21 protein-coding genes are annotated in these 25,219 nt (G+C 40.1%); 12 read left to right on the top strand and 9 right to left on the bottom strand.

Going from position 1 to position 25,219, the window contains the following annotated elements; translation table 11 throughout:
* Window positions 1-48: 48 nt before the first annotated feature.
* Both LDL79_RS12840 and LDL79_RS12835 read right to left on the bottom strand, forming a co-directional pair.
* Entirely contained in the window at window positions 49-951 is a 903-nt protein-coding gene (locus LDL79_RS12840; RefSeq protein ID WP_225597962.1) for an IS3 family transposase, read from the bottom strand.
* A 2-nt stretch (window positions 952-953) separates the two neighbouring features.
* Window positions 954-1,502, bottom strand: coding sequence for a hypothetical protein (locus tag LDL79_RS12835; RefSeq protein WP_225597961.1), 549 nt, complete (start codon window positions 1,500-1,502; stop codon window positions 954-956).
* Window positions 1,503-1,898: 396 nt separating this feature from the next.
* Here LDL79_RS12835 and LDL79_RS12830 point away from each other — a divergent pair, with 396 nt between their 5' ends.
* The 11 genes from LDL79_RS12830 to LDL79_RS12780 all read left to right on the top strand — a co-directional run bounded on the left by LDL79_RS12830 (window position 1,899) and on the right by LDL79_RS12780 (window position 15,964).
* A complete protein-coding gene (locus LDL79_RS12830) occupies window positions 1,899-2,279 on the top strand; it encodes a hypothetical protein (RefSeq protein WP_225597960.1) in 381 nt (126 codons plus the stop codon).
* Window positions 2,280-2,733: 454 nt separating this feature from the next.
* Window positions 2,734-5,115, top strand: a complete 2,382-nt coding sequence (gene hsdR, locus LDL79_RS12825) for an EcoAI/FtnUII family type I restriction enzme subunit R (RefSeq protein ID WP_225597959.1) — start codon at window positions 2,734-2,736, stop codon at window positions 5,113-5,115.
* A complete protein-coding gene (locus LDL79_RS12820) occupies window positions 5,115-6,545 on the top strand; it encodes a class I SAM-dependent DNA methyltransferase (protein ID WP_225597958.1) in 1,431 nt (476 codons plus the stop codon). Before hsdR ends, LDL79_RS12820 begins: the two co-directional genes overlap by 1 nt.
* Complete coding sequence (locus tag LDL79_RS12815) at window positions 6,546-8,987, top strand: restriction endonuclease subunit S (protein WP_225597957.1); 2,442 nt, start codon at window positions 6,546-6,548, stop codon at window positions 8,985-8,987.
* Between the two features lie 64 nt (window positions 8,988-9,051).
* On the top strand, window positions 9,052-9,357 hold the full coding sequence (locus tag LDL79_RS12810; protein ID WP_225597956.1) for a type II toxin-antitoxin system RelE/ParE family toxin: 306 nt from the start codon (window positions 9,052-9,054) through the stop codon (window positions 9,355-9,357).
* On the top strand, window positions 9,358-10,446 hold the full coding sequence (locus LDL79_RS12805; RefSeq protein ID WP_225597955.1) for a HigA family addiction module antitoxin: 1,089 nt from the start codon (window positions 9,358-9,360) through the stop codon (window positions 10,444-10,446).
* A gap of 690 nt (window positions 10,447-11,136) precedes the next feature.
* On the top strand, window positions 11,137-12,942 hold the full coding sequence (locus LDL79_RS12800; protein ID WP_225597954.1) for a family 43 glycosylhydrolase: 1,806 nt from the start codon (window positions 11,137-11,139) through the stop codon (window positions 12,940-12,942).
* A gap of 148 nt (window positions 12,943-13,090) precedes the next feature.
* Window positions 13,091-13,636, top strand: coding sequence for a hypothetical protein (locus LDL79_RS12795; RefSeq protein WP_225597953.1), 546 nt, complete (start codon window positions 13,091-13,093; stop codon window positions 13,634-13,636).
* On the top strand, window positions 13,630-14,481 hold the full coding sequence (locus LDL79_RS12790; RefSeq protein WP_225597952.1) for an ABC transporter ATP-binding protein: 852 nt from the start codon (window positions 13,630-13,632) through the stop codon (window positions 14,479-14,481). The genes LDL79_RS12795 and LDL79_RS12790 overlap by 7 nt, the downstream gene beginning before the upstream one ends.
* Window positions 14,478-15,308: an ABC transporter permease gene (locus LDL79_RS12785; RefSeq protein WP_225597951.1), complete on the top strand. Its 831-nt coding sequence runs from the start codon at window positions 14,478-14,480 to the stop codon at window positions 15,306-15,308. Before LDL79_RS12790 ends, LDL79_RS12785 begins: the two co-directional genes overlap by 4 nt.
* Window positions 15,305-15,964: a hypothetical protein gene (locus LDL79_RS12780; RefSeq protein ID WP_225597950.1), complete on the top strand. Its 660-nt coding sequence runs from the start codon at window positions 15,305-15,307 to the stop codon at window positions 15,962-15,964. Before LDL79_RS12785 ends, LDL79_RS12780 begins: the two co-directional genes overlap by 4 nt.
* Before the next feature lie 2 nt (window positions 15,965-15,966).
* On the opposite strand, the gene LDL79_RS12775 is transcribed toward LDL79_RS12780, so the two are convergent.
* Genes LDL79_RS12775 through LDL79_RS12765 form a run of 3 tightly spaced genes read right to left on the bottom strand, consistent with a single transcriptional unit; the run spans window position 15,967 to window position 18,743 of the window.
* Window positions 15,967-17,928 carry a heavy metal translocating P-type ATPase gene (locus tag LDL79_RS12775; protein WP_225597949.1) on the bottom strand — a complete coding sequence of 654 codons (1,962 nt, stop codon included), beginning with the start codon at window positions 17,926-17,928 and terminating at the stop codon, window positions 15,967-15,969.
* Window positions 17,929-17,970: 42 nt separating this feature from the next.
* Window positions 17,971-18,387, bottom strand: coding sequence for a Fur family transcriptional regulator (locus LDL79_RS12770; protein WP_072984646.1), 417 nt, complete (start codon window positions 18,385-18,387; stop codon window positions 17,971-17,973).
* On the bottom strand, window positions 18,384-18,743 hold the full coding sequence (locus LDL79_RS12765) for a winged helix-turn-helix transcriptional regulator (protein ID WP_225597948.1): 360 nt from the start codon (window positions 18,741-18,743) through the stop codon (window positions 18,384-18,386). Before LDL79_RS12765 ends, LDL79_RS12770 begins: the two co-directional genes overlap by 4 nt.
* A gap of 93 nt (window positions 18,744-18,836) precedes the next feature.
* Between LDL79_RS12765 and LDL79_RS12760 the strand changes: the two genes are divergently transcribed.
* Window positions 18,837-19,469 carry a nitroreductase family protein gene (locus LDL79_RS12760; RefSeq protein ID WP_072984642.1) on the top strand — a complete coding sequence of 211 codons (633 nt, stop codon included), beginning with the start codon at window positions 18,837-18,839 and terminating at the stop codon, window positions 19,467-19,469.
* Between the two features lie 120 nt (window positions 19,470-19,589).
* Here the strand turns inward: LDL79_RS12760 and LDL79_RS12755 are convergent, their stop codons facing one another.
* From LDL79_RS12755 to LDL79_RS12740, 4 genes are all read right to left on the bottom strand, one after another.
* Window positions 19,590-19,889 carry a hypothetical protein gene (locus LDL79_RS12755; RefSeq protein ID WP_225597947.1) on the bottom strand — a complete coding sequence of 100 codons (300 nt, stop codon included), beginning with the start codon at window positions 19,887-19,889 and terminating at the stop codon, window positions 19,590-19,592.
* A 137-nt stretch (window positions 19,890-20,026) separates the two neighbouring features.
* The gene (locus LDL79_RS12750; protein ID WP_225597946.1) at window positions 20,027-21,766 is read right to left on the bottom strand and encodes a hypothetical protein; all 1,740 of its coding nucleotides are present in this window, start codon (window positions 21,764-21,766) and stop codon (window positions 20,027-20,029) included.
* Window positions 21,759-23,990 (bottom strand): tryptophan-rich sensory protein, encoded by a 2,232-nt coding sequence (locus tag LDL79_RS12745; RefSeq protein WP_225597945.1) that lies wholly within the window; start codon window positions 23,988-23,990, stop codon window positions 21,759-21,761. The genes LDL79_RS12750 and LDL79_RS12745 overlap by 8 nt, the downstream gene beginning before the upstream one ends.
* Entirely contained in the window at window positions 23,987-25,219 is a 1,233-nt protein-coding gene (locus LDL79_RS12740; protein WP_225597944.1) for a BatA domain-containing protein, read from the bottom strand. The genes LDL79_RS12745 and LDL79_RS12740 overlap by 4 nt, the downstream gene beginning before the upstream one ends.

Below are 25,219 nucleotides of genomic sequence, written 5' to 3'. Positions count from 1 at the left end.
ATAAATCCTAATATAACTATACAAAGCTACTTTTTAATCCTAAATAAACTATACAGACAGAACTTGAGGATTAAAATTTCTTTTATAGTTTTTCCATCTTTTGTTTAAGCTACCCGATGTAAGATGTGCCTGTTCTGGAGTTAGGTAATCACAACTCGCATGAGGTCTTAACTCATTATAATTCTTGATACTTTTTGCTATTAGCGCTTTAGTATTCTCAAAACCTAATACACTTGAATATAGATTGAACTCTGATTTGATAATACCATTTATTCTTTCAGCCAATGCATTTTCGTAAGGATCTCCATTTTCAGTCATGCTAATGGCAATGTTATTTTGTAGCAACAAATCAACATACTTATGCGAACAATATTGAGATCCTCTGTCAGAATGATGGATTAGAGGTTGATCATATAATCGGTTATCTAGAGCCATCTTTAAAGCATCTAAACATCCTTCTGCAGAAAGATCCTGACGGAAGCTAAACCCCATTATCCTTCTGGAGTAGGCATCTGTTATTAAACTTAAATATCCCCACTGATTTACTAGTCTCACGTAAGTAATATCGCTTACCCAGACCTGCTCAGGCCTTATTATCACTAACTCTTTGATTAAATTAGTGTACTTCTTCATCCAATGTCTAGAATCGGTGGTTGTTATCCTTCGCTTGCGTTGGCGAACCAACAACTTATGCTCTGCCAATAGATCAAACAGATAATCCCTACCCAGTTGAATTTGGTGAGAGGATAGTTTATTCTGAAGCATATAATGCAGTTTTCGGGTACCTAGCCGTGGCAGTTCTTTTCTGATTGAAGCAACTTCCTGAAGAATGACATCTTCTTTAACCAGGCAATCTTCCTTGCGCCATAATGAATCATAGTATGCGTGTCTTGTTTTGCCAAACAGCCGGCATAAAACAGCTATCCCTAATTGTGGGAAGTCTTGCTTCATTTTTAAAACTGTTTGGCACCAGACTTTTTTCGGATATCAATCTTGAGCTGTTCTTCAGCTACATCAATAAGGGTGTTTAATGCTGTTATTTTTAGCTCAGCTTCTTTTAAAGCTTTCTGCAAGTCTTCCTTTTCAAAATCTTTTTCGGGTGGTTCATTTTTGTTGACCATTGGAGGAATGTTTTCTCTGTGAACTTCTACTTTCTCCAATTTATGTTTAAATATCCAATTCCGGATGATTTTCTCCGTCTTGATATTGTACATGATCTTAGCCTCTCTGACCGTTAAACGGCCTTGATCGATTGCAGTAACAATAGTGCGCTTCTGCAGATTTGTATAGCTTTTACGCTTAAGATTTTGCTGATATTCTAAAGAGCCGAAATCGCGCATCCAACCATCTAAAGTTGCTCTACCTAATCCGTAAATACGATTAGCTTCTTTTCGAGGCAGTCCATTTTCAACTTCTTTGACAACTTTGGCTATTAAACGCTTGTCATAGCGACTTTGCTTGTTCTCTCGAACTGCATAAACTTCTTGTTTATCATTTTCCATACACTTTCGAATTGTGTATAGCTATTTCAGGACAAGACAAGTTGCAGGATATCTCTATCTGAGGGTCGTTTAGTCCTGATGGGGCTATACAACTTCAGGTTTTAGTCCTGAATGCGCTATACGTTTACATTAGATTGTAATTTTATAAACTACTTGTAAACCAAATATCTATTTTTATGACCAATGGAAAAGTCAAATCGAATCTACAGAAACAAAAAGTGCAGGAATTTTGGACTGTGAAGAAATTATTTCAGAGTTTTTAAAACAGGACGAATTTGGTTGTGCATTTGAACATTTAACTTACTTGATATCTGAAACAGAAACTAATTTAACAACTGAACAATCAAATAGAATTAAGCAGTTAAACCGTAAATTGAATTCATAATATAATTGCAAATGAGTTGGAACATTGTACTTTTTAATTCAAAACAGAAAATAGTATCCGTTGCGGAACTTGACAAAAACCAACTCGAGCCAACTGATTTTAGCGGAATTTTGGAAAGCTCATTTGACCGAATAAAAAAAGACAATAATCACAGAGAACTAATTGGTCGTGATTTTACGATTGAATTCTTTGGCGATAATGCGAATTCAAGCAATTTAATGCTTTCGTTGTACGGAGAAAACGCAATTTATGCCTTGATTGAAGTATCGAAAAAGTATCATTGGCAGATTTATGACACTGGAACCGATGCAATGGTCGATTTGATAAACCCCACCAAGAACGGTTTTAATAATCATAAGAGATATGTTGAACAGCTATTAAAAAATAAATAAAAACATCTCAACACCTTATCTTAGGAAAAGCCTTAGTCCAGCTCTTTAAAGTTCGTAATTATCCAAAAGCTATGAGAACTAATCAGTAAATTCCTCGAGGTACAGTCCCTATTTTAACTTGAAAAAAAATGATACGAAAAACGATTGTGAGCAATGAAGATTTAAGAGAAGAAATTGAATTGGGCTGGAATGGCTCGGATAGTTCTATGACTATGGATGAGCTTATTGAATCTAAAAAAACTAAATCGCGATGACCGTGTTGAATCTAACACTCCTCAAATACAGAATTCCGTAACCCATTAAATTCTCTTTTACTTAGGTTTGAGTTTATTGAGAATAATATATATTTTTAGAGTCACCCCCTATTCCGTTTAGATCATTCAAAAGAATTTACTATTTCAACCGTTTTTCTTTTTATTATCCCTTAATAAAATGATTCGCATTTTAACTACCAATGAACAAAAAAGACCTAACCGAAAGAGACATATGTACCAAGTTTATTAACCCTTCTATACAGCAAGCCGGGTGGGATATTCGCAAACAAGTGCGTGAAGAAGTCTTTTTTACAGATGGTCGAATCATTGTACAGGGCAATTTATATACGCGTGGTAAGCGTAAGCGTGCAGACTACATCTTATACCACAAGCCCAATACTCCGCTTGCTATTATTGAGGCTAAAGACAATAATAATCCTGTTGGAGCCGGGATGCAACAAGCTTTGGAATATGCTGATATTTTACAGATTCCGTTTGTGTTCACCTCTAATGGTGATTCGTTTCTTTTTCATGACAAGACCGGTTTATATGGTGACGTCGAAACCGAATTACCAATGGATCAATTTCCTTCTCCGGAATACCTATGGGAACTTTATCTGAAGTATAAAAATATTGATACTCCCGAAGCTTTAGAGGTTGTAGAGCAAGATTATTATGTAGACATCAGCGGAATGAGCCCGCGTTATTATCAGCAAAATGCGGTTAACAGAACTGTTGAGGCAATCGCCAAAAAGCAGGATCGTATTCTATTGGTTATGGCTACCGGTACCGGTAAAACCTATACTGCTTTCAACATTATCTGGAGGTTATGGAAAGGGCAGATCAAAAAGCGTATTCTTTTTCTTGCGGATAGAAATGCATTGTTGACCCAAACCAAAAATGGGGATTTCTCTCCTTTTGGAAATGAAATTATGCACATCATCAAGAATCGAAAAATCGACAAATCCTACCAGATTTATTTTGCTCTTTATCAAGGATTAACTGGTAATGAAGAATCAAAAAACGCTTACAAAGAATTCAGTAGGGACTTTTTTGATCTGGTTGTTATTGATGAGTGTCACCGGGGTAGTGCTTCAGAAGCTTCTGCTTGGAGGGAGGTTTTAGATTATTTCAGTTCGGCTACACAAATAGGTTTAACCGCTACTCCTAAAGAAACTAAAGATATTTCTAACATTGCCTATTTTGGCGAACCTGTTTACACCTACTCGCTAAAACAAGGTATTGATGATGGTTTTCTGGCTCCATACAAAGTCGTACGCATCAGTACTACCGTAGATGAGGGCTGGCGACCTACAAAAGGCTTAAAAGATAAGTACGGCAATGAAATTGAAGATCGTATTTATAACCTTAAGGATTACGACCGTACTTTGGCTATTGACGAGCGTACCCAGCTGGTGGCTCAAAAAATTACCGAATATCTTAAAGGAACCGATCGTTTTGCAAAAACCATAGTTTTCTGTACTGATATCGATCACGCCAACCGAATGCGCATTGCTCTTATAAATGAAAATGCAGATTTGGTCGCTGAGCATCAACATTATGTGGTAAAAATTACCGGTGATGATGAAGTGGGTAAACGCGAACTTGACAATTTCACCGATGTTGAAGAACGTTTCCCTGTTATTGCAACTACTTCAAAAATGCTTACTACCGGTATAGATACAAAGATGGTTAAGGTAGTAGTACTTGAAGCCAACATAGGTTCTATGACCGAATTTAAACAAATCATCGGCCGTGGTACACGAATACGGGAAGCCGAAGGTAAGGTCTATTTTACCATTATGGACTTTAGAAAAGCGACTAACCATTTTGCGGACCCTGATTTTGATGGAGAGCCGGTACAAATCTACGAACCAAAACCAGGTGAAACTGTGGTGCCACCAGACGATGAGGATACTCCAGTCATAGATGGTGATTGGCCAGATAATGATGAACCTGATTATCCTGAAGGAGAGCCACCAGATATTATAATTGATGGCGATCCTGAAAAAGTAAAAAAATATTACGTAAACAATATAAAAGTGAGTGTTGCTCACGAACGCATTCAGTACTACGGAAAGGATGGTAAGTTGATTACCGAATCCTTAAAAGATTATACCAAAGAAAACCTAAATAAACAGTTTGCTTCACTTGATGACTTTTTGCTACGCTGGAACAGCACCGAAAAGAAAGATGAATTATTCAGGGAATTAGCAGAGCATGGTGTATTATTGGAGGCCTTGCGCGAAGAGGTAGGCAAAGACTTGGACGACTTTGACCTTATTTGTCATATCGCTTTTGATCAACCACCCCTAACACGTAAGGAACGAGCTGATAACGTGCGCAAGCGCAATTACTTTGCTAAATATGCAGGTATTGCCCAACAAGTTTTAGACAGTCTTTTGGTAAAATATGAGAATGAGGGTATTACTGCTATTGAGGAAGGCTCTGTGCTTAAAGTAAAGCCTTTGAATGAATTGGGATCTCCAGTAGAATTGGTTCGTGCTTTTGGTAAACGACCTGACTTTGAGCAAGCAATCAAAGAATTAGAACAAGAAATATATAAAGACAATATAGCCTAATGAGTAACATCACTTCAAATATAAAATCCATACGCGATATTATGCGTAAAGACACCGGTGTTGACGGTGACGCACAGCGTATTTCACAAATGGTATGGATGCTTTTTATGAAGATTTTCGCAGATAAAGAAGAAGAATGGGAAATTACAATTGATAACTACGAAAGCCCTATTCCCGAAAAGCTAAAATGGCAAAACTGGGCAGCTGATGAAGAAGGATTGACCGGAGACCAGTTGATGGACTTTATCGATAATGAACTGTTTCCCGTTCTTAAAGATCTGGATATTACCATTAGCCCACAGGCTAATATCATTCGTTCAGTATTTGAGGATACTTATAATTATATGAAAAACGGAACCCTGTTCCGTCAGGTGATCAATACCATTAATCAGATTGATTTTAATAGCTCAACTGACCGGCACCTCTTCAATGATATTTACGAGACAATTTTAAAAGAGCTACAGTCTGCCGGTTCTTCTGGGGAATATTACACCCCACGCGCTGTTACCCAGTTTATGGTAGATATGATAGATCCTCAACTGGGGGAGACTATTCTAGACCCCGCTTGTGGTACAGGAGGTTTTTTGACATGTAGTATTGACCATATCCGCAAGCAGGTAAACACTCCACAAGACCGTAACAAATTACAAAACTCCATTCGTGGAATTGAGAAGAAACCACTTCCTCATTTACTGTGTACAACCAACCTTATGTTACACGGTTTTGACTTACCCGCAGTGCGTAGGGATAACTTACTGAGTAAACCCTATAGCGATTGGGGAGCAAAAGATAAAGTAGATATCATCTTGAGCAATCCCCCTTTTGGCGGTGTTGAAGAGGATGGGACGGAAACCAACTTCCCTCAAAAATTCAGAACTAAAGAAACCGCAGACTTATTTCTTGCACTAATTGTACGTTTGCTTAAAGACGGTGGGCGTGCGGCGGTGGTTTTACCTGACGGAACCTTATTTGGTGAAGGTGTAAAAACGCGGGTTAAAGAAGAACTGTTGGCGAAGTGTAATCTGCATACCATTGTGCGTTTGCCAAATGGGGTTTTTAATCCCTATACCGGTATCAATACCAACTTGCTATTCTTTGAAAAAGGAACACCTACCAAAGAGATTTGGTATTACGAGCATCCCTATCCCGAAGGCGTAAAGAGCTATAATAAAACCAAGCCCATTAACATCAAAGAATTTGATGCTGAAAAAGACTGGTGGAAAACGCGAAAAAGCTCTCCACTTGCGTGGAAAATTACCTTAGATGAGATCAAGTCCAAAAACTATAACCTGGATTTTAAAAACCCGCACGAAGAAGCAGATTCTCTGGAGGCACCAGAGGTTATTTTAGAACAATATGACAAAACGGAAGCTAAGATTACTAGCATACAGGATGAGATTGTTAAAGTACTAACCGAAGCTTTACAGTAGATGCAGTTACTCAATCACTTTCATAAACTCAGCATACATCCTAAAAATGCCAGTGAGCTTAAAGGGCTTATTTTGCAATTGGCCATACAGGGAAAATTAACAGCCATTTGGAGAAAACAAAATCCAAAGCTTATAAGTGGTATAAATTCAGCGGAAAATCTTTTAAAGAGAATCAATTTAGAGAAAGCGAGATTGATTAAAGAAAAAAAGATCAAAAGAGAAAAACCTCTATCTGAAATAACAGAGAAGGAATTTCCATTTACATTACCAAAGAATTGGACTTGGTGTAGACTTAATGAAGTCTCAGAATACATTCAGAGGGGAAAGTCACCTAAATATTCTGAAATTCCAAAAATACCCGTTGTGTCTCAGAAATGTGTTCAATGGTCTGGATTTAATATAAACAAAGCCAGGTTCATTACTGAAGAATCACTTGAAAAATATCAGGACGAAAGATTTTTAGTTGAAGGCGACTTATTATGGAATTCAACTGGAAACGGCACAATAGGTAGAACAGTTCTATTACCAAAACTAAAATTTGATAAAGTAGTAGCTGACTCCCACGTCACTGTGGTAAGGCCTTTTAGAAATAATATCCTTTCAAAATATCTATGGATTTACTCCGCATGTCCATTGGTGCAAAAGACAATTGAAGGAAGGGTTTCAGGTAGTACAAAACAAACGGAATTAGGCACGGGTACTGTTAAAACTCTTGAATTTGCATTACCTCCCTTAGAAGAACAAAAAGAAATTGTCCGAGTTGTAGAAATTCTTTTTAAAGAAGTAGAGCAATTAGAAACCCTTACGCAAGAGCGTGTACAATTAAAACAAGATTATGTTGCTTCGGCATTACATCAGTTAGCCACTCAAACTCAAACAGCCTGGGAGGAGTTGACACCGCACTTCTCTAATTTTTTTGACGATAACACCAACATTAAAAAACTACGGGAAACTATTTTACAGTTGGCAGTACAAGGCAAGCTCACTGCAGACTGGCGCGCTCGTCATCCTGAACTTGTTTCAGGGTCAAATCACGCCAGTGAACTCCTTAAAAACGTACAAAGAGAGAAAGCCCAACTCGTCAAAGAAAAGAAAATTAAAAAAGAGAAAGCTTTACCTGCTATTACTCCTGAAGAAATTCCTTACGAATTGCCGGAGGGTTGGGTTTGGTGTAGGTTAAATGATGTGTGTGAATATATTCAAAGAGGAAAATCTCCAAAATATACGGATATATCTAAAATTCCTGTGGTATCTCAAAAGTGTGTGCAATGGTCAGGTTTTGACATTTCTAGAGCAAGATTCATTACTGAAGAGTCCCTAGAAAAATATGTTGAAGCAAGATTTTTACAAGAGGGAGATTTACTTTGGAATTCTACCGGAGACGGAACAATTGGAAGAGTTATTTCATATCCAGGCTCTGAATATAAAAATGTTGTTGCAGATTCTCACGTTACAGTCGTTAGAGGTGTTAAAAAATTTATTAATACTGATTACTTATGGATTTTTACAGCAAGTCCATTAATCCAAAATTTAGTTGCAGGAAGAGTTTCAGGTAGTACAAAACAAACGGAACTTGGAACTGGAACCGTAAAATCTATGGAATTTTCATTTCCACCGTTGCACGAACAAAAAGCAATTGTAGAAAAAGTGAATGCTTTGATGGTGCTTTGTGATGCATTAGAACAGGAGGTTCAAACTGGTGAGCAACAACTAGAGGATTTGATGCAAAGTGTGTTGAGGGAGGTTTTTGAGGGGAAGAAGAAAGAGAAAGTAGCGTTGCCTATGGCTGCGGAGCCAGAGGGGGTTTATGAAAAAAGTACTTTTGACGAAATTTTTGAAAGCCTCAATTATGATCACGAAGTGGCTGCTGTAGTTTTATTATCTCAGCAACGTTTCGGTTTTACGTATGGTAAAAAATACATACACAAAATGTTTAGCAATATTGACTTTCTAAATGAGCTACGTGTTTTTAAAGAACTTCAATTTCAGGAAAACGGTTGGGGTATGTACTCCCCTATTATTCATAAAACTTTAGAAAATGAAGTGTTTGTAACCTACAAAAGTCTTTCAGCCAATAAGAAAGCCTTACAAGTAAAACCAAAAGCAATTCCCAAAATAAACAAGTGGATAAATGCCAGAGAAAATGAGCAGTTTATCAATCAAGTCGAACAAATGCTCACGATCTATGAGCAACCGCTTATTGACCGTAATATGGATCGAATAGAGCTATTAAATACCGTTCTGGAATGTATAACAGTACTCAAGACAGATCTCCTCAAAGACATCCGTTCTAAGATGAAGAACTGGAAAATGTTTGAAGGCAACTACAAAACAAAAGCAGAGAAATTCAGCGAAAATGAAACGTTGCATATGATTCATTTTATTAAAGGGTTAAAACAAACTAACCAGTATATGACTTATAAACACAATACAAACAATTAATTAACAATTTAATTGACACTATATATCAATTAAATATTATTTTTGCAACGAATTTGAGTCGGTGATGCTTATAAATTTTGGAACTAAACAACTTGAAAAATTAGCAAATAATAGTGCTGCAGCAATAAAAAAATGGGGAGCAGAACGAACAAAATTATTTAATAGAAGACTCGCTGAGTTGCAAGCAATATCTTCAATAGAAGATTTAAAGCTTTTACCTGGAAAACATCACCCACTTAAAAATGAACGAAAAGGCCAATGGGCCTGTAATTTAGATGGCGGTTGGCGCCTTGTTTATCGCCCCATAAAAAAAGAAGGCAAAATCAGTTACGAAATCATATTAATTGAAGAGGTTATAGACTATCACTAAATGAATACTACATCATACATACCAGACATTGCGATTCATCCAGGAGAAACCTTACTGGAAATCTTAAATGAAAAAGGGATGAGTAGTAAAGAACTTGCCCTAAGAACAGAAAAGCCAGAAAGAACTATTAGTCGTGTTATTAATGGTAAAAGTGCTATTACTTCAGAAATGGCAATAGCTTTCGAGAAAGTTCTTGATCTTCCTGCTACCTTTTGGATGAACCTACAACAAAATTATAATGAGAATCTCGCTCGTATTACTTACAATGAGCGATGTAAAGACGCTGCTGATTGGGCACGTCAATTTCCATATGCAAGAATGGCTAAATTTGGATGGGTCCCAAGGACAACTAAAGCTCAAGAGAAAGCTGGGCATCTATTTGATTTTTTTAAAGTAAGTAGTGAACAAGCTTGGATAAATAGTTATGTTTCAGGTGGATTAAGAGCAGCACATCGATTAGACCTAGCTCATAATACAAAAAAACAAGCTATTACAGCTTGGTTACGTAAAGGGGAATTACTAGCTGACAAGGAGATCTTACCAGAATATGATGAGAAAAAGCTTAGAGCAATTCTACCAGACCTGAGAAAAATTATGGCACAAGGGAAAAACGGTTTTTTCAAAGAGCTCAAAGAGTTGTGTAATAATGCAGGTCTTTGCATTCTACTTGTTCCTAATTTAACAGGCGCTCCTATACACGGTAGTAGTAGATGGTTAAAAGGAGTTCCTGTGGTTCAGTTAAGCGTACGCTATAAAAAGTATGACCGCTTTTGGTTTACCTTCTTTCATGAGTTGGCTCATATCCTTCTTCACGGCATCACTTATGTTTCTTTAGAGCTAGATCATTATGACGCTTACGACAAAGAAAAAGAGAAAGAAGCAAATCAGTGGGCTGCACAGTGGCTAATTTCAGATGAAGATTTTAATCAATTAAAATCATTAAATTATAAAAACCCAACGGTTATTAAAGCCTTTTCAAAAAAAATAAATACTCATCCTTCTGTGATTGTTGGTAGACTACAGCGTGAGAATTTGGTTGAATATAATGACATAAACCTTAATCGATTATTAACAAAATTGCACTTTTAAAAAAAGTGAATAATTCTGTAATAGTTCTTTGACAGAGCTTTAGTACTTAAATGAAACTATTAAACACCTAAATGATAAAATCAGCCTAGGTGACTGATTAAGTCAAACAGTCTTAATAAACATAAATACTCGAAAATTTGTAAATTTTAAATAGTTAAATGTCCAGTTTTTTAGATAAAAAACTGGACATTTAGACTACTTTAATATGTCGTCAAGATCTATAACCTCTACCCTATCGCTCAATTTATAAATCAATTGAAAGGTCGTTTTACATTGATAGCGTTTACGAAGTTCAAAGAGCTTTTTATCAATGCTGCTCAACGAATAAGGTCGTAACTTGTAATACCGTAATACTTTTCGCGTTTGGATGATAGTAGCCCCGTGCGCCAACGCACTGATGAGGCATACTTCATATTTTGACAAAATATCCATTCTTAAAGTTAATTAAACCTTGAGTCTAAAACTAGTATTTATTTTGAATCAATTTTGCCCTTGAAAATCTTGCATTCACTTAATAAAAAATAAGTGTTAGCTTTACGAATTGCTGGGTAATACTTTTCATTTCTAACATGTGAAAACAGATTAGGTTGTACACCTATTTTACACCTCAATCTTCGGGAAGCCCTGTAACTAAAGAATCCGAAACTATTGTATTGGAAAGTAAGGCACCCATTGAAAAAACAAACTTCTATGAAAAAACTACAGCTACTTCCCATCACATTACTATCGCTCATTACTTCGTTGAGTCGGGCGCAAGAAGTGATCCCTGAAAGCTATATCAATCCCCTAGATATTGATTATACCTATATGGTCTATAACTCGAGTAAGAACATTTCGTACCGTTCGGGTGCAGACCCGGCGGTGATCGAGTTCCGTGGGGAGTATTATATGTTTGTCACCCGCTCCTTTGGTTATTGGCATTCTACCGATCTGGTTAATTGGGAATTCATTAAACCCAAACAATGGTTTTTTGAAGGAAGCAACGCCCCTACCGCATTTAATTATAAGGATTCGCTGGTTTATTTTGCCGGAGATCCTGCAGGATATGGTAGTATTTTATACACCGATAATCCCAAGCAAGGAATATGGAATCCGGTAGCTTCCATAAGCAACAACATTCAGGATTCTGAATTGTTTATTGACGACGATGGCAAAACTTATTTGTACTGGGGTTCTTCTAATGTGCATCCCATTCGAGTCAAAATGCTCAATAAAGACGATCGCATGTTGGAAACCGGAGTGACCAAGGATCTCATCAATCTGGATGAGGAAGCGCACGGCTGGGAGCGTTTTGGCGAAAACAACTTCCACCCTACCCTAAAAGAAGGCTATATGGAAGGCGCTTCGATGACCAAGCACGATGGCAAATACTACTTGCAATACGCCGCGCCCGGCACGCAGTTTAATGTATATGGAGACGGAGTTTATATGGGCGAAACACCGCTGGGTCCGTTTAAATATATGCCTAACAATCCGATGAGTTTTAAACCCGGAGGCTTTACTAACGGGGCGGGCCACGGAATCACGGTGAAACAAACCAACGGGCAGTACTGGCATTTTGCGACAATGGCTCTGGCATCTAACTCGCACTGGGAGCGCCGACTGTGTATGTTTCCAACGTATTTTGATGAAGACGGACTCATGTATTCTAATACCAGCTATGGCGATTATCCGCGATATGCGCCAAGCCATCCTACCAAGGCCGGTGAACATAACGGCTGGATGTTATTGTCGTATAAAGGAAATGCGACTGTTTCGACCTCGCAGTTACAAATCACCAAAAGCACGATCACTGATGGGGATTTTGAAGTCACCGAAATCCCTCAAAAAACCAATGCCGACGGAAGCATTCTTTCTGAAGTATTAACGGACGAAAACCCAAAGTCGTTTTGGGTTGCTGAAACGAATGATTCCAAACAATGGGTTGAAATTGAATTCCCCCATCCCGGAAACGTATATGCACTTCAGCTGAATTTTCACGATCACGAAAGCGGGATCTACACGCGTGTTGAGGGCTTAAAGCATCGCTTTATCATTGAAGCTTCAGAGGATGGCAAAACCTGGGAAACCGTTATCGATCGTTCTAAAAGTTATAAAGACACGCCCAATGCCTATCTGGTGTTAAACCAACCGGTAAAAGCACAGTACATCCGTTACAAAAACATCAAAGTTCCCGGCAATAATCTCGCACTCTCTGAAATTCGTGTCTTTGGAAAAGGATTTGGCAAAAAACCTACAAAGGTCAAAGCTTTTAAAGTAGCTCGACAACCTGACCGCAGGGATGCACAACTCACTTGGGACGCTGTCAAAAACGCTCAAGGCTATAACATTCGCTGGGGTATTGCTCCTGATAAATTGTATCAGTCGTGGTTGGTTTATGACGAGCACGAACTCTTTATGCGCTGTTTAGATCGTGATCAGACCTATTACTTTTCCATCGAAGCCTTTAATGAAAATGGGATCTCCGAAAAAACTGAGGTGATAAAGGTGGATTAATAATCTGCTTCTTTTTAGGCTATAACTATCAGATTTTTAATTCCGTCAGGTTAAACGGTATTTTTCTAAAAAATACAGTTAATCCTAAGCCTTTCTTGTTATCAAAACCTGTAAATGCGTATACTTGTAGCACTCAGCCCGTTTATTCATGCTCTTTAGTGATTTACCCAAACAACCTAGCACCTTTGTTTCCTATTGGAATGTAGGCAAACTCTTATATGGCGCGTTGTTTTTGTTTATTCTGGAAACGGTTTTTTACTACACTAAATTTGTAGAAGCCTACACTGAAAAAACAATACTTATCATCGCGTTCTGGTTGTGGTGCCTGATGTTTTCTTTCATTCATATTTTTCTGGTGACGATGGATGTCTGGTCGCGTTTTCAAAACTACAAACGCATCAAAGATCACTTGTTTCAGCACGGGTTTACGCCTAAAATTGCAGAACATTACAAAGGCAGTAAATGCCAGCGTATGGCGTTATACGCCGCTGCTAAAGAATTAGGAATGGAAACAGAGATCAAACAGCATTATGCGCAAGCGGGTATAAAATGGTATCACTTTATCCCGCAGTTTATGATTCAGGATCCGTTGTTTCCTTTTAAAAAATACTTTTGGTCCCGTACCTTTTTAGAGAAATATTACGAACCAAAATTCGAATTTAGAAACGCGCAAAAAATCACAACGGAATGCTAAATGCGATCAAGCTGAGCAAATCCTATAAATCAGGAAAGGTGCTCGATGCGGTTTCGATCTCTCTTGAACCCGGAAAAATTAGCGGACTCTTAGGTCGCAACGGTGCCGGAAAAACCACACTTTTTAAAATACTTTGCGGCCTGATCACACCAGATGATGGAGCAGTACAGTATGACTCCAAAAAAGCTAAACCTATTGGTGCCGTGATCGAAGAACCGGGACTGTACACCTACCTCAGCGCTTACGAAAATCTCAAACTTTTTGCGCAAATTCAAGCTGCTCCGGCAGATCGCACTTCGCTGGAAAATTATTTAACTCAAGTGGGACTTCCACTAGATCGTAAAGATCCTGTGCGCAACTTTTCGATGGGGATGAAGCAGCGTCTGGGCATTGCCATCGCTTTACTCAACGCACCTGATATACTCATTTTAGACGAACCTTTTTCTGGTTTGGATCCTACGGGAGTGGCTTCGCTTATTCAATTGATTAAAACGCTTGCGCAACAAAATATCGCGATCTTGGTTTCGTCGCATCTGATGGCAGAACTTCAAAAGTCCTGCGATTATCTGTATGTGATTGATCAAGGTAAAATCGTTAATCAAGGTCCTACGCAAACCCTGCTCAACGCGCTTATTTCGGTATATACACTTACCGGAACTGCTATTGAAAAAGCACAGTGTCTTCAACCCTATGTGCTGCACGCCGAGACAAACACGGTGACCATTAATTGTGAGCATATTCCGGTTTCAGTCGTACTCCGAAGCACTTTAGAAGAAGGGTTTGAGGTACATTCTTGTGTTCCCAACATTTCTTTAGAACAACTTATAATTCCGCTTAACGCATGATACCTTTATTAAAAGCTGAATTATTTAAACTTTTTAGAGAAAGTAAAACCTGGTATGCGGTCGCTGCGGTCTTGCTTATCGAATTCATAATTCTTATCGCCGCCTACTTTCAAGGGGCAACGATCTTAGAATTATTACTCGACAATCTACGCCAATCCTTCTATTTTGAGGGAACCCTTTTAAACGGAAACTTGCTGCTCTACATCATTCTCAACTCGCTGTGGTTTAATCTACCGCTCATCTTAATGATCGTCAGCTCGGCCCTTATCACCGACGAATATAAAAACGGCACATTAAAAACATTGATGCTTCAGGCCGTAAGCAAGCGTAAATTAATGCTGGCTAAATACCTTACTTCAGGGATTTTCACATTGTTGATGTTGCTGTTGCTAATGACCAGTACCTTTCTCCTCGCCTATGGTATTTTTGGTAGCGGTGATCTGGTGGTCTATTTGGGAACGCTCAATTTTTTTCCTGCGGAAGAAGCATTTAAACGCATCCTGATAGCCTTTGCTTCGGGAACTTTGAGTATGCTTTTCTTTACCACGGTTAGCGTTACGCTTGGGATATTGCTGAAAGAACCTGCAAAAACCTGGATCGCCTCAGCATTCTTTCTTATTTTGAGTTCGCTGCTTTTAAAAGCCGATTTTGGTTTGGGTAGTATGGAACGTTTTTTCTTTGCTAAACTTACCAATTCGTGGCAGCGCTTTTTTGATTACGAATTGCAATTACAGGAGATTCTAATCGATAATATCGCGTTGACTATTTATACTTTTTTAGTCGCCCTTGGCGGAATGTACCTGTTTACCAAACAAGATGTAGGATGATAAAAACCTTGTATTTAATCGCTTTTTTACTGTTCGGTTTGAACTGCAATGCTCAGGAAATAGATGCCGATTTACTCGCTATTAAAGCAAAGATGGACGCCGTGAATACCTTTTCGGCAAAGCTTCAACTGGATCTCGACGCGCCGTTTATCAATATGCCCACCAAACGCGCTGAGATGGAATATCAGCGTGGAAAAGACCTAAAATTCTCTAGCGATGACTTTGTGATCTTACCCAAACGCGGTCTTGATTTTACACTTTCTGAATTGTTTGAACATCCATTTATCACTGTAGATCGCGGGATGCAAACCCTTGACGAAAACCAAGTAAAAGTGCTTAATGTGATTCCTACCGGTGACGACTCAGATATGGCGCTGGCAACCTTGTTTTTAGATACCGAACAACAGCGCATCGCCGCTTCAGAGATCACCACCAAAAAGAACGGTACTTACAAACTAAAAATGCAATATGATCAGACATCGACCGTGTTGCCCAATTATGTGGAAGTTGCATTTGCTATCGAAAAGCTCAAAATCCCGCTGAATTTTATGGGAAGTGATACCAAAATCGACCGCAAAACCATGCGGAATATGGATACTAAAACCGGCGTCTTAAAACTAAAAATCACCGATTACCAAATCGTTCTTCAGCCTTAAGCTTAGTTCCATTTCATATGTTGTAAGCGAATTGCATTTAAAATCGCGAGAAACGCCACGCCCACATCGGCAAACACCGCTTCCCACATCGTTGCGAGTCCGCCTGCTCCAAGGATCAATACCGCAGCTTTTACACCGAAGGCTAACGCGATATTCTGCCAAACAATTTTGCGAGTAGCTTTGCCTATTAGCATTGCTTGCGCCACCTTAGAAGGTTCGTCTGTCTGAATAATCACATCGGCGGTCTCTATCGCCACATCGCTTCCCAAACCGCCCATAGCGATACCTACGTCAGCAGTTGCTAAAACCGGCGCATCGTTGATTCCATCGCCGATGAATGCTACCTTAGTATGTTCTTGTTTTTCCAACTGCTCAACCTCCCGCAGTTTATCTTCCGGCAGGAGTCCGCCTTCAGCCCAGGTAATTCCAAGACTTTTAGCAACCTTTTGGGTAATGGTATCTTTATCTCCTGATAGCATCACAGTCTGCTGTACACCGGCTTCCTTCAGTTTTTGAATAGCTGTTTTAGCATCAGGCTTTAGCTCATCGGCAAGTACAATGTAACCGGCGAACTCACCGTCAATGGCAACGAGAACCAGAGTTTCTACGATATCCTCAAGACTTTTCGGAACTTCGATATGCTGACTTTTCAGTAAAGCCGCATTACCGGCAAGCACCGTTTTGCCGTTGATCAACGCTTGCAAGCCTTTACCGCTATGCTCTTGAACCTCGCGCACTTCTACGCTTGAACTTTCTACTTGATATTCCTGTATCGCTTTAGCTATGGGATGCGTCGATTGTGCTTCTAAGGCCGTTACATAAGTCATAAATTCTGCTTCGCTCCAGCCGTTTTCAGTTGTTATGGTTTTTATACGGAAAACTCCTTGCGTGAGCGTTCCCGTTTTATCAGTAACCACGAGCTTCACTTTGGTTATCGCATCAAGAAAGGAAGCTCCTTTAAATAAAATCCCGTTACGGGATGCTGCTCCTAAACCTCCAAAATACCCCAACGGAATTGAGATCACTAAAGCACAAGGACACGAGATCACCAAGAAGATCAAGGCACGATACAACCATTCTTTAAACACATAATCGGCTACAAAGAAGTAAGGTAAAAAGGTTAATGCTAAGGCCAGAAAGGCGACGATGGGCGTGTAGACTTTAGCAAACTTGCGGATGAACAATTCGGTTTTTGACTTTCTCACAGTGGCATTCTGTACCAGTTCAAGAATACGTGCAATAGAACTCTCTGTAAAAATCGCAGTAGTTTCCAGTTCGATAACTCCATCGAGATTGATGCTTCCGGCATAAACGGTTTCTCCTTGTTTAAGCGTATCCGGTTTGCTTTCGCCTGTTAATGCAGCCGTATTTAGAGAAGCTTTCGCGCTTAGCAAAGTTCCGTCTAAAGGTATTTTTTCTCCTTTTCGCACCTGAACGCGTTCGCCTATTTTAACGTCTTCAGGAGCAGTCGGAACAAATTTTCCGTCTCTAAAAACCATAGCTTCGTTAGGTCGTACATCTAACAAGGCTTTAATGTTGTTCTTGGCCTTATCTACCGCAGCGTGCTGAAACAATTCGCCCACGGCATAAAACAACATTACCGTAACACCTTCGGGATATTCGCCTAAGATAAAAGCACCCAGCGTTGCAATGCTCATCAAAAGAAATTCAGTAAATACCGATCCCTTTTTAATGCTCTCCCAACTGTCTTGTAGTACGGGAACCCCCACCGGGATATAGGCAATAATATACCAAATCAAGCGCCACGTACCTTTGAAAAAAGATGCTTCAAAATGGTCTAGCAACATTCCTGAAGCCAACATCAAAAAGCTAAAAAGTCCGGGTGCGTAGGTTTTAAACGCTAGCCTACCCTGATGATGCTGTTCAGAAGTGCCTGATGTGCTATGTTTTGCGCAGCAACCTTCTTCAACGTGGTGCTCTGAAGTATGCGTGTGTTCTTTCATAATGGAAAGTTCACTAAAAAAGCCGTGCAACAGAAGTGCATTTTAGTAGGTGCTGCAGCTATCGCAAATACCTTTGACCACCAGATTGGCATCTTCGGCAATAAAACCATCAGGTAAATTGATATGCGGAATTTTATGCTCGGTTAGACAAATGGTTTTATCACAAGCGTTACAATGAAAATGAAGGTGCAGATCACGCTCTATATCGCACCGACAGCCGGGTTCACAGAGCGCATACTTGAGCACGCCGGTACCGTCGTCAATCTGGTGAACTACCCCTTTTTCTTCAAAAGTTTTTAGCGTGCGATAAACCGTGGTGCGATCCGCTTTAGTAAACGCCAACTCCAGATCTGACAGGCCTTGTGCCGAATTTTTTTCGGCCATAAACTTATAGATCAGCATACGCATTGCCGTAGGCCGAATGCCTTTATTTTGCAATGTACTTTCGATCTCTTTCACAGTGTTACCTTTTTAAAATCTTCAGTGATCATAGCGCGATGCTTTATACCCCATTCGGCAATGACATCGGTGAGTTCTTTTAGAGAAGCACCATAGTCTGTAATTTTGTAAAACACGCTTACCGGTTTAGTGTCAACTACGGTACGCTCAATGAGTTTATTCATCTCCAGATCTTTGAGTTCTCTACTCAGCATACGCCCGGAAATGCCTTCTACCTCCCTGAGTAATTCAGAAAAACGCATACCTTGATAACACAAGCAAGCAATAATTGAAACCTTCCATTTGCCGCTCAAGACATCCATCGTATCGTGAATGGCCCTAATTTTTTCTTTACAATTTAATTCATCCTCACACATAACTCGGTTACTCTAATGTTACTAGCTATTTTGTTACAAAGTTACTTTATGTAACCTCCCTTTGCTAATTTTGCTCAAAAATTATACTAGCATATGAGTTTATTAGACGACCTTAAATGGCGTTATGCAGCTAAAAGCATGAATGGCGCCGAAGTACCTCAGGAAAAACTGGATTATATTTTAGAAGCTGCCCGTTTAGCACCTTCTTCTTCAGGATTACAACCTTATAAAGTGTTTGTGATTACCAACAAAGAATTGCTTGAAAAAATCAAAAATGTTGCGTGGAATCAAAGTCAGGTTACTGATTGCTCGCATTTATTGGTTTTTGCTGCTTGGGATGGTTATACCAATGAGCGTGTAAGCGCAGTGTTTAATTATACGATGGATCAGCGCGGCTTACCTCACGAAACTATGGATGATTACAAGCAGAATATTATGAGTTTGTACGAACCATTGGGTAAAGAGTGGCAGGCAGATCACGCTTCAAAACAAAGTTATATCTCTTTTGCGATGGCTATCGCTGCTGCGGCAGAACAAAAAGTTGATGCAACGCCTATGGAAGGTTTTGTGCCTGCGGAAGTAGATAAATTATTAGAATTGGAAGGATCTGGTTATAAAAGTACCTTGTTGCTCACTTTGGGCTATCGCGATGCCGATAATGATTGGTTAGTGAATATGAAAAAAGTGCGTACGCCTAAAGAGGATTTCATCACCGAAATTAAATAAGTATACAGCCCGAAGCATTCTACACTATAGCTTTTAGGATTTAATCTTCCGAAAAGTTTAGACCTAAAAAAAGTCCGGATTCACAATCCGGACTTTCTCGTTGAGGGGAATCAAAATAAATTATTTAATTTTTTTAATGGTCTCAATGGTACCTTGACTTGAAGAAGTCTCAGTTTGTGCCTTAGGTTCGTAAGCCACCTCAAATTGCTCACCTACCGCATCATTATTTTTTAGGTCCATCACAAGTTCTGAATCACTTTCCAGGACCACGGCTTGATAGGCTTCGTTTGAGAAAAAATAGTAACCACCTTCATAGCCATCAAAGGTGAGTTGTTGAATACTAGGATCATCATTCACCGGAAGTATCGCGGTGCTTAAACTTAGTGTGATTATGCTGAATATGCTTAGTAAAGTTTTCATCGTTCAAAATTTATAATTCTAATTTACAAAGCATTAGCGCTCACCAGCAAAAGATTAAAAGTACTTTAGCATCATATGCTAAGGCTTTCTAAATTTTATTACCCTTAAAGTTGGATTTTAAGAAATCGTATTAGAATTTAACTTTGCAGCTTTGGCTCCAACCATAAATAGCCCATAGCCAGCACAAAGAGAACAAAAAAGTATATTGGATTGATAGGACGTTTAACTTGAAGTTCTTCTACTTCAGCATCTCCTTTTCTAAAAAAGTCCTGATTGGCTTTGGTGAGCCCCTGCGCTGCTCTAGCTTTCCAATCCACTTCGGCAAACACATAATATGCATGTTCTGAAACCGTATCTCCTGTGGAAAATCTTAAGGTAAACCAACCGGTTTCTTCGGGATAAAATGTGGCTAACCATAACTCGGGGATGTCTGGATCTTGTATGACAGGAATGGAATTCCCATCTGTATCGGTCAGGGTGAATTCTGAAACCGCAGTTCGAAACTTTATAGTGTAGGGTTCATGAGGCCTAACAATTTGTTCTGTTTCTTCCCAGAAAACCATATCGCTTTCCGGTTTTAGCACCGATTTTAATATCTCGCTCCACAGGGATTTATACCGCTCTTGATTTCCTTTTAACTGCAAAGCGTAGGTATTTGACAACACCGTGGTGCTGACACTTCCAAAGCCGATAAAGCCTTGCCCAGCTAAGATTTGATTTGCTGCCTTTAGCGTAGCGTTAAAATTGGCCGCAGAATTCATATAGTATCCAAATGTAGAAACCACAATCCCATCTTGTAGCTCTACTTCCGTTTGCGCGGTTCGGGTGAAATCAAAATCAATCAAGGGCTGACTACCATAAAACAGCTCTTTGCTAGGCATCACAAACACGCCCAGGCCTTCCTGCGTGACCGCATCTTTTATGCTGTTTTGTTCGTTTTGCGAAAGGGATTGCCAGGCTCCCGCATCGAGAATTAGCAAGTCTAAATCATTCAAACCGGAAGTACTCAATGCATTAAAAGGCTTCCGCTCTTGATTGAAGTACTCGTACTTGAAACGGTTTTGCGTCAACTGACTGCGCACTAAAACCTGATGGTTTAATTCTGCCAAATAATTTTTTAAATATTTAAATTCAAACGAAGGAAATGCCGATAGCATCACAACGCTCAACTGCTTTTGCGGGCTTATGTGGACGGGTAAAGCTTCGTTGTTCAAAACCCTTCCCAAAGAATCCTTCTCAATCAAATTGTATACAAAATCTCCCGGCGCCTTGATTTTCGCTTGTAGCGAAAAAACCGTATCTGTTGCCGCCGTAAATTGAATCGAATCCAATCCTAAATTTCCCGGGGCTTGCAATACGATTTGATTTCCAGATTTCGGTTTTAGGTACCGGGCCGTCAGGTTTAAATCCTCCCCTTCCGAAAGTGTTTTTGAATAGCTTAATTGATCGATGCCATTGGGGATTTCTTTCTTTAGAAGCTTTACAGTTCTTCCTTCTAACTGCCAGAGATCATATGGTTTGACTCCACTTCCCAGAATAAAAAGTTGGGAGATCGAATCCAATTCGTCGCGATCAATATAATCTTGATACACCAACTCTTTTAACTGCGGATTTGTTTCACGCAAACTATCCAGTTGTGCTTCCTGATATCCTGTAGTCAGCAAAACCCCTTGCTTTCCATCCACTGAGGTCAAGCGTGCCGGTTTTAAAGCAATGGCCAACAATGCCAAAACGGCTACCAATCCGGCTGCCAGACGCCACACAAAACTACCGCTTCTACGTGGCCATTCTTTCACTACAAAAACAGCGAATAGCGCTATAGCAGCAATCAATCCCGGAATCCAAGAGGCGCTATGTACAAAGGTCAACTCACTCATCGGCATCCAGATTTTTTACCAGCACGGCATCCAGTTTAGAAAATTTGGCATTTTGGGTGTTGGGTTTTGCTTCTTCGGCGGGTAAGGCTTTGAGCAATCCGTTTTGTAGTTCTTTCAAGGTTTTGATATCGGTATCCAGGTTTTGCGAGATCCAATTAAGTTGCTGTAGGGTTTCCAGATAATTTCCGGGATGCTCAATGGCTAATGCTGCAAGTTCGTTGCCTGCGTCTTCAAACAATTGCTGATCTTCCGGGGTTAATTTCACTTGAAACGCAATCAATCCTTCTATTCTTGAAATGGCTTTTTGAATCGCTTCAATACGGGCGCCTTGCTCCAAATCCTCCTGTTTTGTGACGCTTGAAACTTCTTTCAACTCGCCGGTCAGGCGTTTATCTTCCTTGATGGGCGGCGGATCAAAACCGATGCGGTGCACATAAATACGTGAACTGTTCTTGATTTCCTGAATGAGTTTTAATGCCTCATTTTGATACGGCAGGGATTTTTCGGGCTCAAACATTCTCAGGTGCAATTCTGCATCCCACATAATATTGAGCGCCTCGCGCAGTTTCTGTTTTAGGGATTTTGCAAACAAAGTAGACTCTTCGGGGTCGCTGTGGTTGTGCACGTATTTTTCCAACGGGTCTTCCTCCTCTGTCTCTTCACCTTCGTGCTCGTGTTCGTGTTCGTGCTCCTCCTCCACCAGATTATGGTCGTTGGAACTGTCGTGCCGATGCGAATATTCAGCAAGTGGATCAGCATCCTCATCGCTTAGTATCCCGGGATCTTCAGTTTGCGCGGCAAGACCGCCTTCGGCCTCATCGCCCATAAATTCGCCGTACTTTAAACGCAGACTTTTCTGGTCAAAAGCGAGTTCGTTGCTGGTCGAATTGAATTCCTTGGCACTTAAATTCGGTTTGTTTTTAAGCAGCTTTTCGGTATCAATAATGAGTTGGCGCTGACTTCTAAAATAATCCGGAAGTAGATCAACTCCCATTCCTCCGGCTTCGACATACTCATATGCGGTCGTGTCTTTAATCACCGCAAAATAGGTTTCGCTACGCGCTACATTGGGCTTCGGCGTTTTTAAATCCTGCGCGTGTACATAGAAATAAAGTTCATCACCCGGCTCCATTTTAAGCTGATCCAGATTTAGCTGTTGCGAAAGGGATTGCTGCTTGCTTCCTTTCGCAATAGTGGAATTAAAAGCTATCTGCTCCTCCCGAAACTTCACCGATTCTCCCGAACCGCGGCTCACCGTCGCCACAATATAAGCAGCACCAATACCGTAATCGTCAATGATCTGAGTGTCAAAAGCAATGTTTTTTTCGTCTCCTGGCTCAAAGGAAGTGAACTGATCGAGATTCAAGATATCTACCTGTGGCGGCGCGTCAACCAATGTCTCGATGCTGTGCAAATCGGAAACATAAGCATTACCCAAGGTATCCACAAAGCGGAAACTGTAAAACCCGGAGGTTGTTAATTGCTGGGTTCTTTGATAGGTTTTGGCGTTGGTTTTCATCGCATACTGCGCCGATTGGCTTTCCATAAAAACAGAATCGACGGGCTGGTCAAACGTCAAGATCCAAGTGATTTGCGAACCTTCAAGCGCTTTAATATCCATTTTCTCGCTTGTGCGTGCAGCAATGCCGGTATATCCTGGATAACGCACAGTGACCGCTTGTTTGATGATTTTAGGCGGAATTATTTTCGCTTCCGCGGAATCTACTGCGCGGATGACCATTTCGTTTTCAGGTTGGATTGCTTCCTCATCAAAAAGACTATCGTTCGTGTTTAGCAAAACACCCAAAATCAAAGTACCAACCAGTACTCCAAAAAGTAAAAAACCGAAATGTTTAAAATCTATAGGCGTTTTTAATGCTTTGAGTTCGTTTGCCAGTTTCTGTTCGGTGCGATACCGCTGAATCTGACCTAAACTGCTCAGTTCTTCTGTAGGTTGAAACACCAAGCCTGCGCTGTACTCAGAATGATGAATGCGCGCATCGATATAGGCAAGCACTTTTGAAATCCCCAGCGTCAGAGGTTTGTACAGCAAGGAACCTACCGTTGCTAAAACCATAAAAAGGAGAAGACTGACCACAATCCCCTTGGTCAAAATAAACAACAACATTGCCGGAAGCAGCGCCAATAAAAGCACCAACAGCCATAATTGGCTTTGCCAACGCTGTTTGAATTTTAGAACGCTATGTCTTCCTATATTGCTCATTGCTTTCGAATTCGGGATAACAAACGTTCAACAATCAAGGCAATGAGCAAAGCCAACCAAAACCAGTGCGTCAGCGGGATGCTTGAGGCGTGGTTTAGTTCTTGGTCTTTTGCTGTACGCAAGGGTGTTGCAAATGCATCGGCCAGCAGGCGACGGTCGTATTTTTGAACCGCCTGTTCCAATTCCGGATATAGGTTTAGCAATGGCAATAAGTGTTCTGCTAGATGTTGTTCGACCACATTTTTTCGGGTAAGGTTTTGCGTCAATGAAAAATGGGTGCCGTTTTTTATGATTAAATCAGAAGCAAACATATCCTGCTGATAGTTGAGCAGCGTCCCTGAAAACTCAGGCGCGCCTTTTGGGCTGAGCCAAATCAAAATTCCTCCCTCTGATGTTTCATTAGGAGCAATATCGGTGATTGCAATCGGGCGTTTTAAATACGTGGATAAAGCTTCAAAACCGGTCTTTAAGAATTTTAGGTCAGTTTGCAGGCTGTCTTCCGCAAACGCGTAAACCTGAAGCGTATCTACCGATTGAATTTCGAGATCCGTGTTCAGGTTTTGTACAGCGTCAGCTTCACGAACAGACTTTTTAAAACTTAGCTTTTCCTTCGTACTTATTAACTCAAGCACTTCTATCGAATCTTGCAGTTGGGTCAAGGTTACATCACCTTCGGTGGACTGAGAGGAATCAATGGTCACCCAATTTACATATTCGGTAATTTCAGGGCGTTTCCCTTTAAAACCCTTGACAAGCGATTGAGAAAAAACCACTAAACTATCGGCTTTTAGCATCTCAAAATCCTGTGCTAATTGCCAATAGTTGGCCGCAACGGTTTTCACCGAATCAGCTGCATTATATTCCGGAAAATCTTCTAGAAATAATTTTACCGTTTTGCTTTCCGCCAGGCTATCCATAGAAGTTTTGAACGTGTCAATCTTTAATAATTCCGGTTCAACCAGATACACCAAATCCTGATTTCTGGTTTTTGTTTTAGCGAAAGGTTCGGCCAAAATAAACACCAACAAAGTGATTGCCAGCATTCGTAACAGCAGCAACAACCATTCATTAAGCTGCAGCGTTCTCGTTTGAGTGTTTTCAGATTCTTTGAGGTTGGCTATGCTGCCTACTTTGATGGTTCTGCCCTCGTCTTTACTCCATAGATGTATGGCTACAGGAACGGCGAGTCCCAGTAAAGCCCATAAATACATCGGATTGGCAAAAAACAT

Origin of the sequence: Leeuwenhoekiella palythoae (genome assembly GCF_020310025.1) — a bacterium.
GTDB lineage: Bacteria > Bacteroidota > Bacteroidia > Flavobacteriales > Flavobacteriaceae > Leeuwenhoekiella > Leeuwenhoekiella palythoae.
Note: the sequence above shows the minus strand (reverse complement) of the source record. Positions and strands in the feature narration are given on the sequence as shown.

Bases quoted from the DNA above. Each gene is read 5' to 3' on its own strand.
- LDL79_RS12840 (WP_225597962.1), bottom strand. From the start codon at position 951: ATGAAGCAAGACTTCCCACAATTAGGGATAGCTGTTTTATGCCGGCTG.
- LDL79_RS12835 (WP_225597961.1), bottom strand. From the start codon at position 1,502: ATGGAAAATGATAAACAAGAAGTTTATGCAGTTCGAGAGAACAAGCAA.
- LDL79_RS12830 (WP_225597960.1), top strand. From the start codon at position 1,899: ATGAGTTGGAACATTGTACTTTTTAATTCAAAACAGAAAATAGTATCC.
- hsdR (WP_225597959.1), top strand. From the start codon at position 2,734: ATGAACAAAAAAGACCTAACCGAAAGAGACATATGTACCAAGTTTATT.
- LDL79_RS12820 (WP_225597958.1), top strand. From the start codon at position 5,115: ATGAGTAACATCACTTCAAATATAAAATCCATACGCGATATTATGCGT.
- LDL79_RS12815 (WP_225597957.1), top strand. From the start codon at position 6,546: ATGCAGTTACTCAATCACTTTCATAAACTCAGCATACATCCTAAAAAT.
- LDL79_RS12810 (WP_225597956.1), top strand. From the start codon at position 9,052: ATGCTTATAAATTTTGGAACTAAACAACTTGAAAAATTAGCAAATAAT.
- LDL79_RS12805 (WP_225597955.1), top strand. From the start codon at position 9,358: ATGAATACTACATCATACATACCAGACATTGCGATTCATCCAGGAGAA.
- LDL79_RS12800 (WP_225597954.1), top strand. From the start codon at position 11,137: ATGAAAAAACTACAGCTACTTCCCATCACATTACTATCGCTCATTACT.
- LDL79_RS12795 (WP_225597953.1), top strand. From the start codon at position 13,091: ATGCTCTTTAGTGATTTACCCAAACAACCTAGCACCTTTGTTTCCTAT.
- LDL79_RS12790 (WP_225597952.1), top strand. From the start codon at position 13,630: ATGCTAAATGCGATCAAGCTGAGCAAATCCTATAAATCAGGAAAGGTG.
- LDL79_RS12785 (WP_225597951.1), top strand. From the start codon at position 14,478: ATGATACCTTTATTAAAAGCTGAATTATTTAAACTTTTTAGAGAAAGT.
- LDL79_RS12780 (WP_225597950.1), top strand. From the start codon at position 15,305: ATGATAAAAACCTTGTATTTAATCGCTTTTTTACTGTTCGGTTTGAAC.
- LDL79_RS12775 (WP_225597949.1), bottom strand. From the start codon at position 17,928: ATGAAAGAACACACGCATACTTCAGAGCACCACGTTGAAGAAGGTTGC.
- LDL79_RS12765 (WP_225597948.1), bottom strand. From the start codon at position 18,743: ATGTGTGAGGATGAATTAAATTGTAAAGAAAAAATTAGGGCCATTCAC.
- LDL79_RS12760 (WP_072984642.1), top strand. From the start codon at position 18,837: ATGAGTTTATTAGACGACCTTAAATGGCGTTATGCAGCTAAAAGCATG.
- LDL79_RS12755 (WP_225597947.1), bottom strand. From the start codon at position 19,889: ATGAAAACTTTACTAAGCATATTCAGCATAATCACACTAAGTTTAAGC.
- LDL79_RS12750 (WP_225597946.1), bottom strand. From the start codon at position 21,766: ATGAGTGAGTTGACCTTTGTACATAGCGCCTCTTGGATTCCGGGATTG.
- LDL79_RS12745 (WP_225597945.1), bottom strand. From the start codon at position 23,990: ATGAGCAATATAGGAAGACATAGCGTTCTAAAATTCAAACAGCGTTGG.
- LDL79_RS12740 (WP_225597944.1), bottom strand. From the start codon at position 25,219: ATGTTTTTTGCCAATCCGATGTATTTATGGGCTTTACTGGGACTCGCC.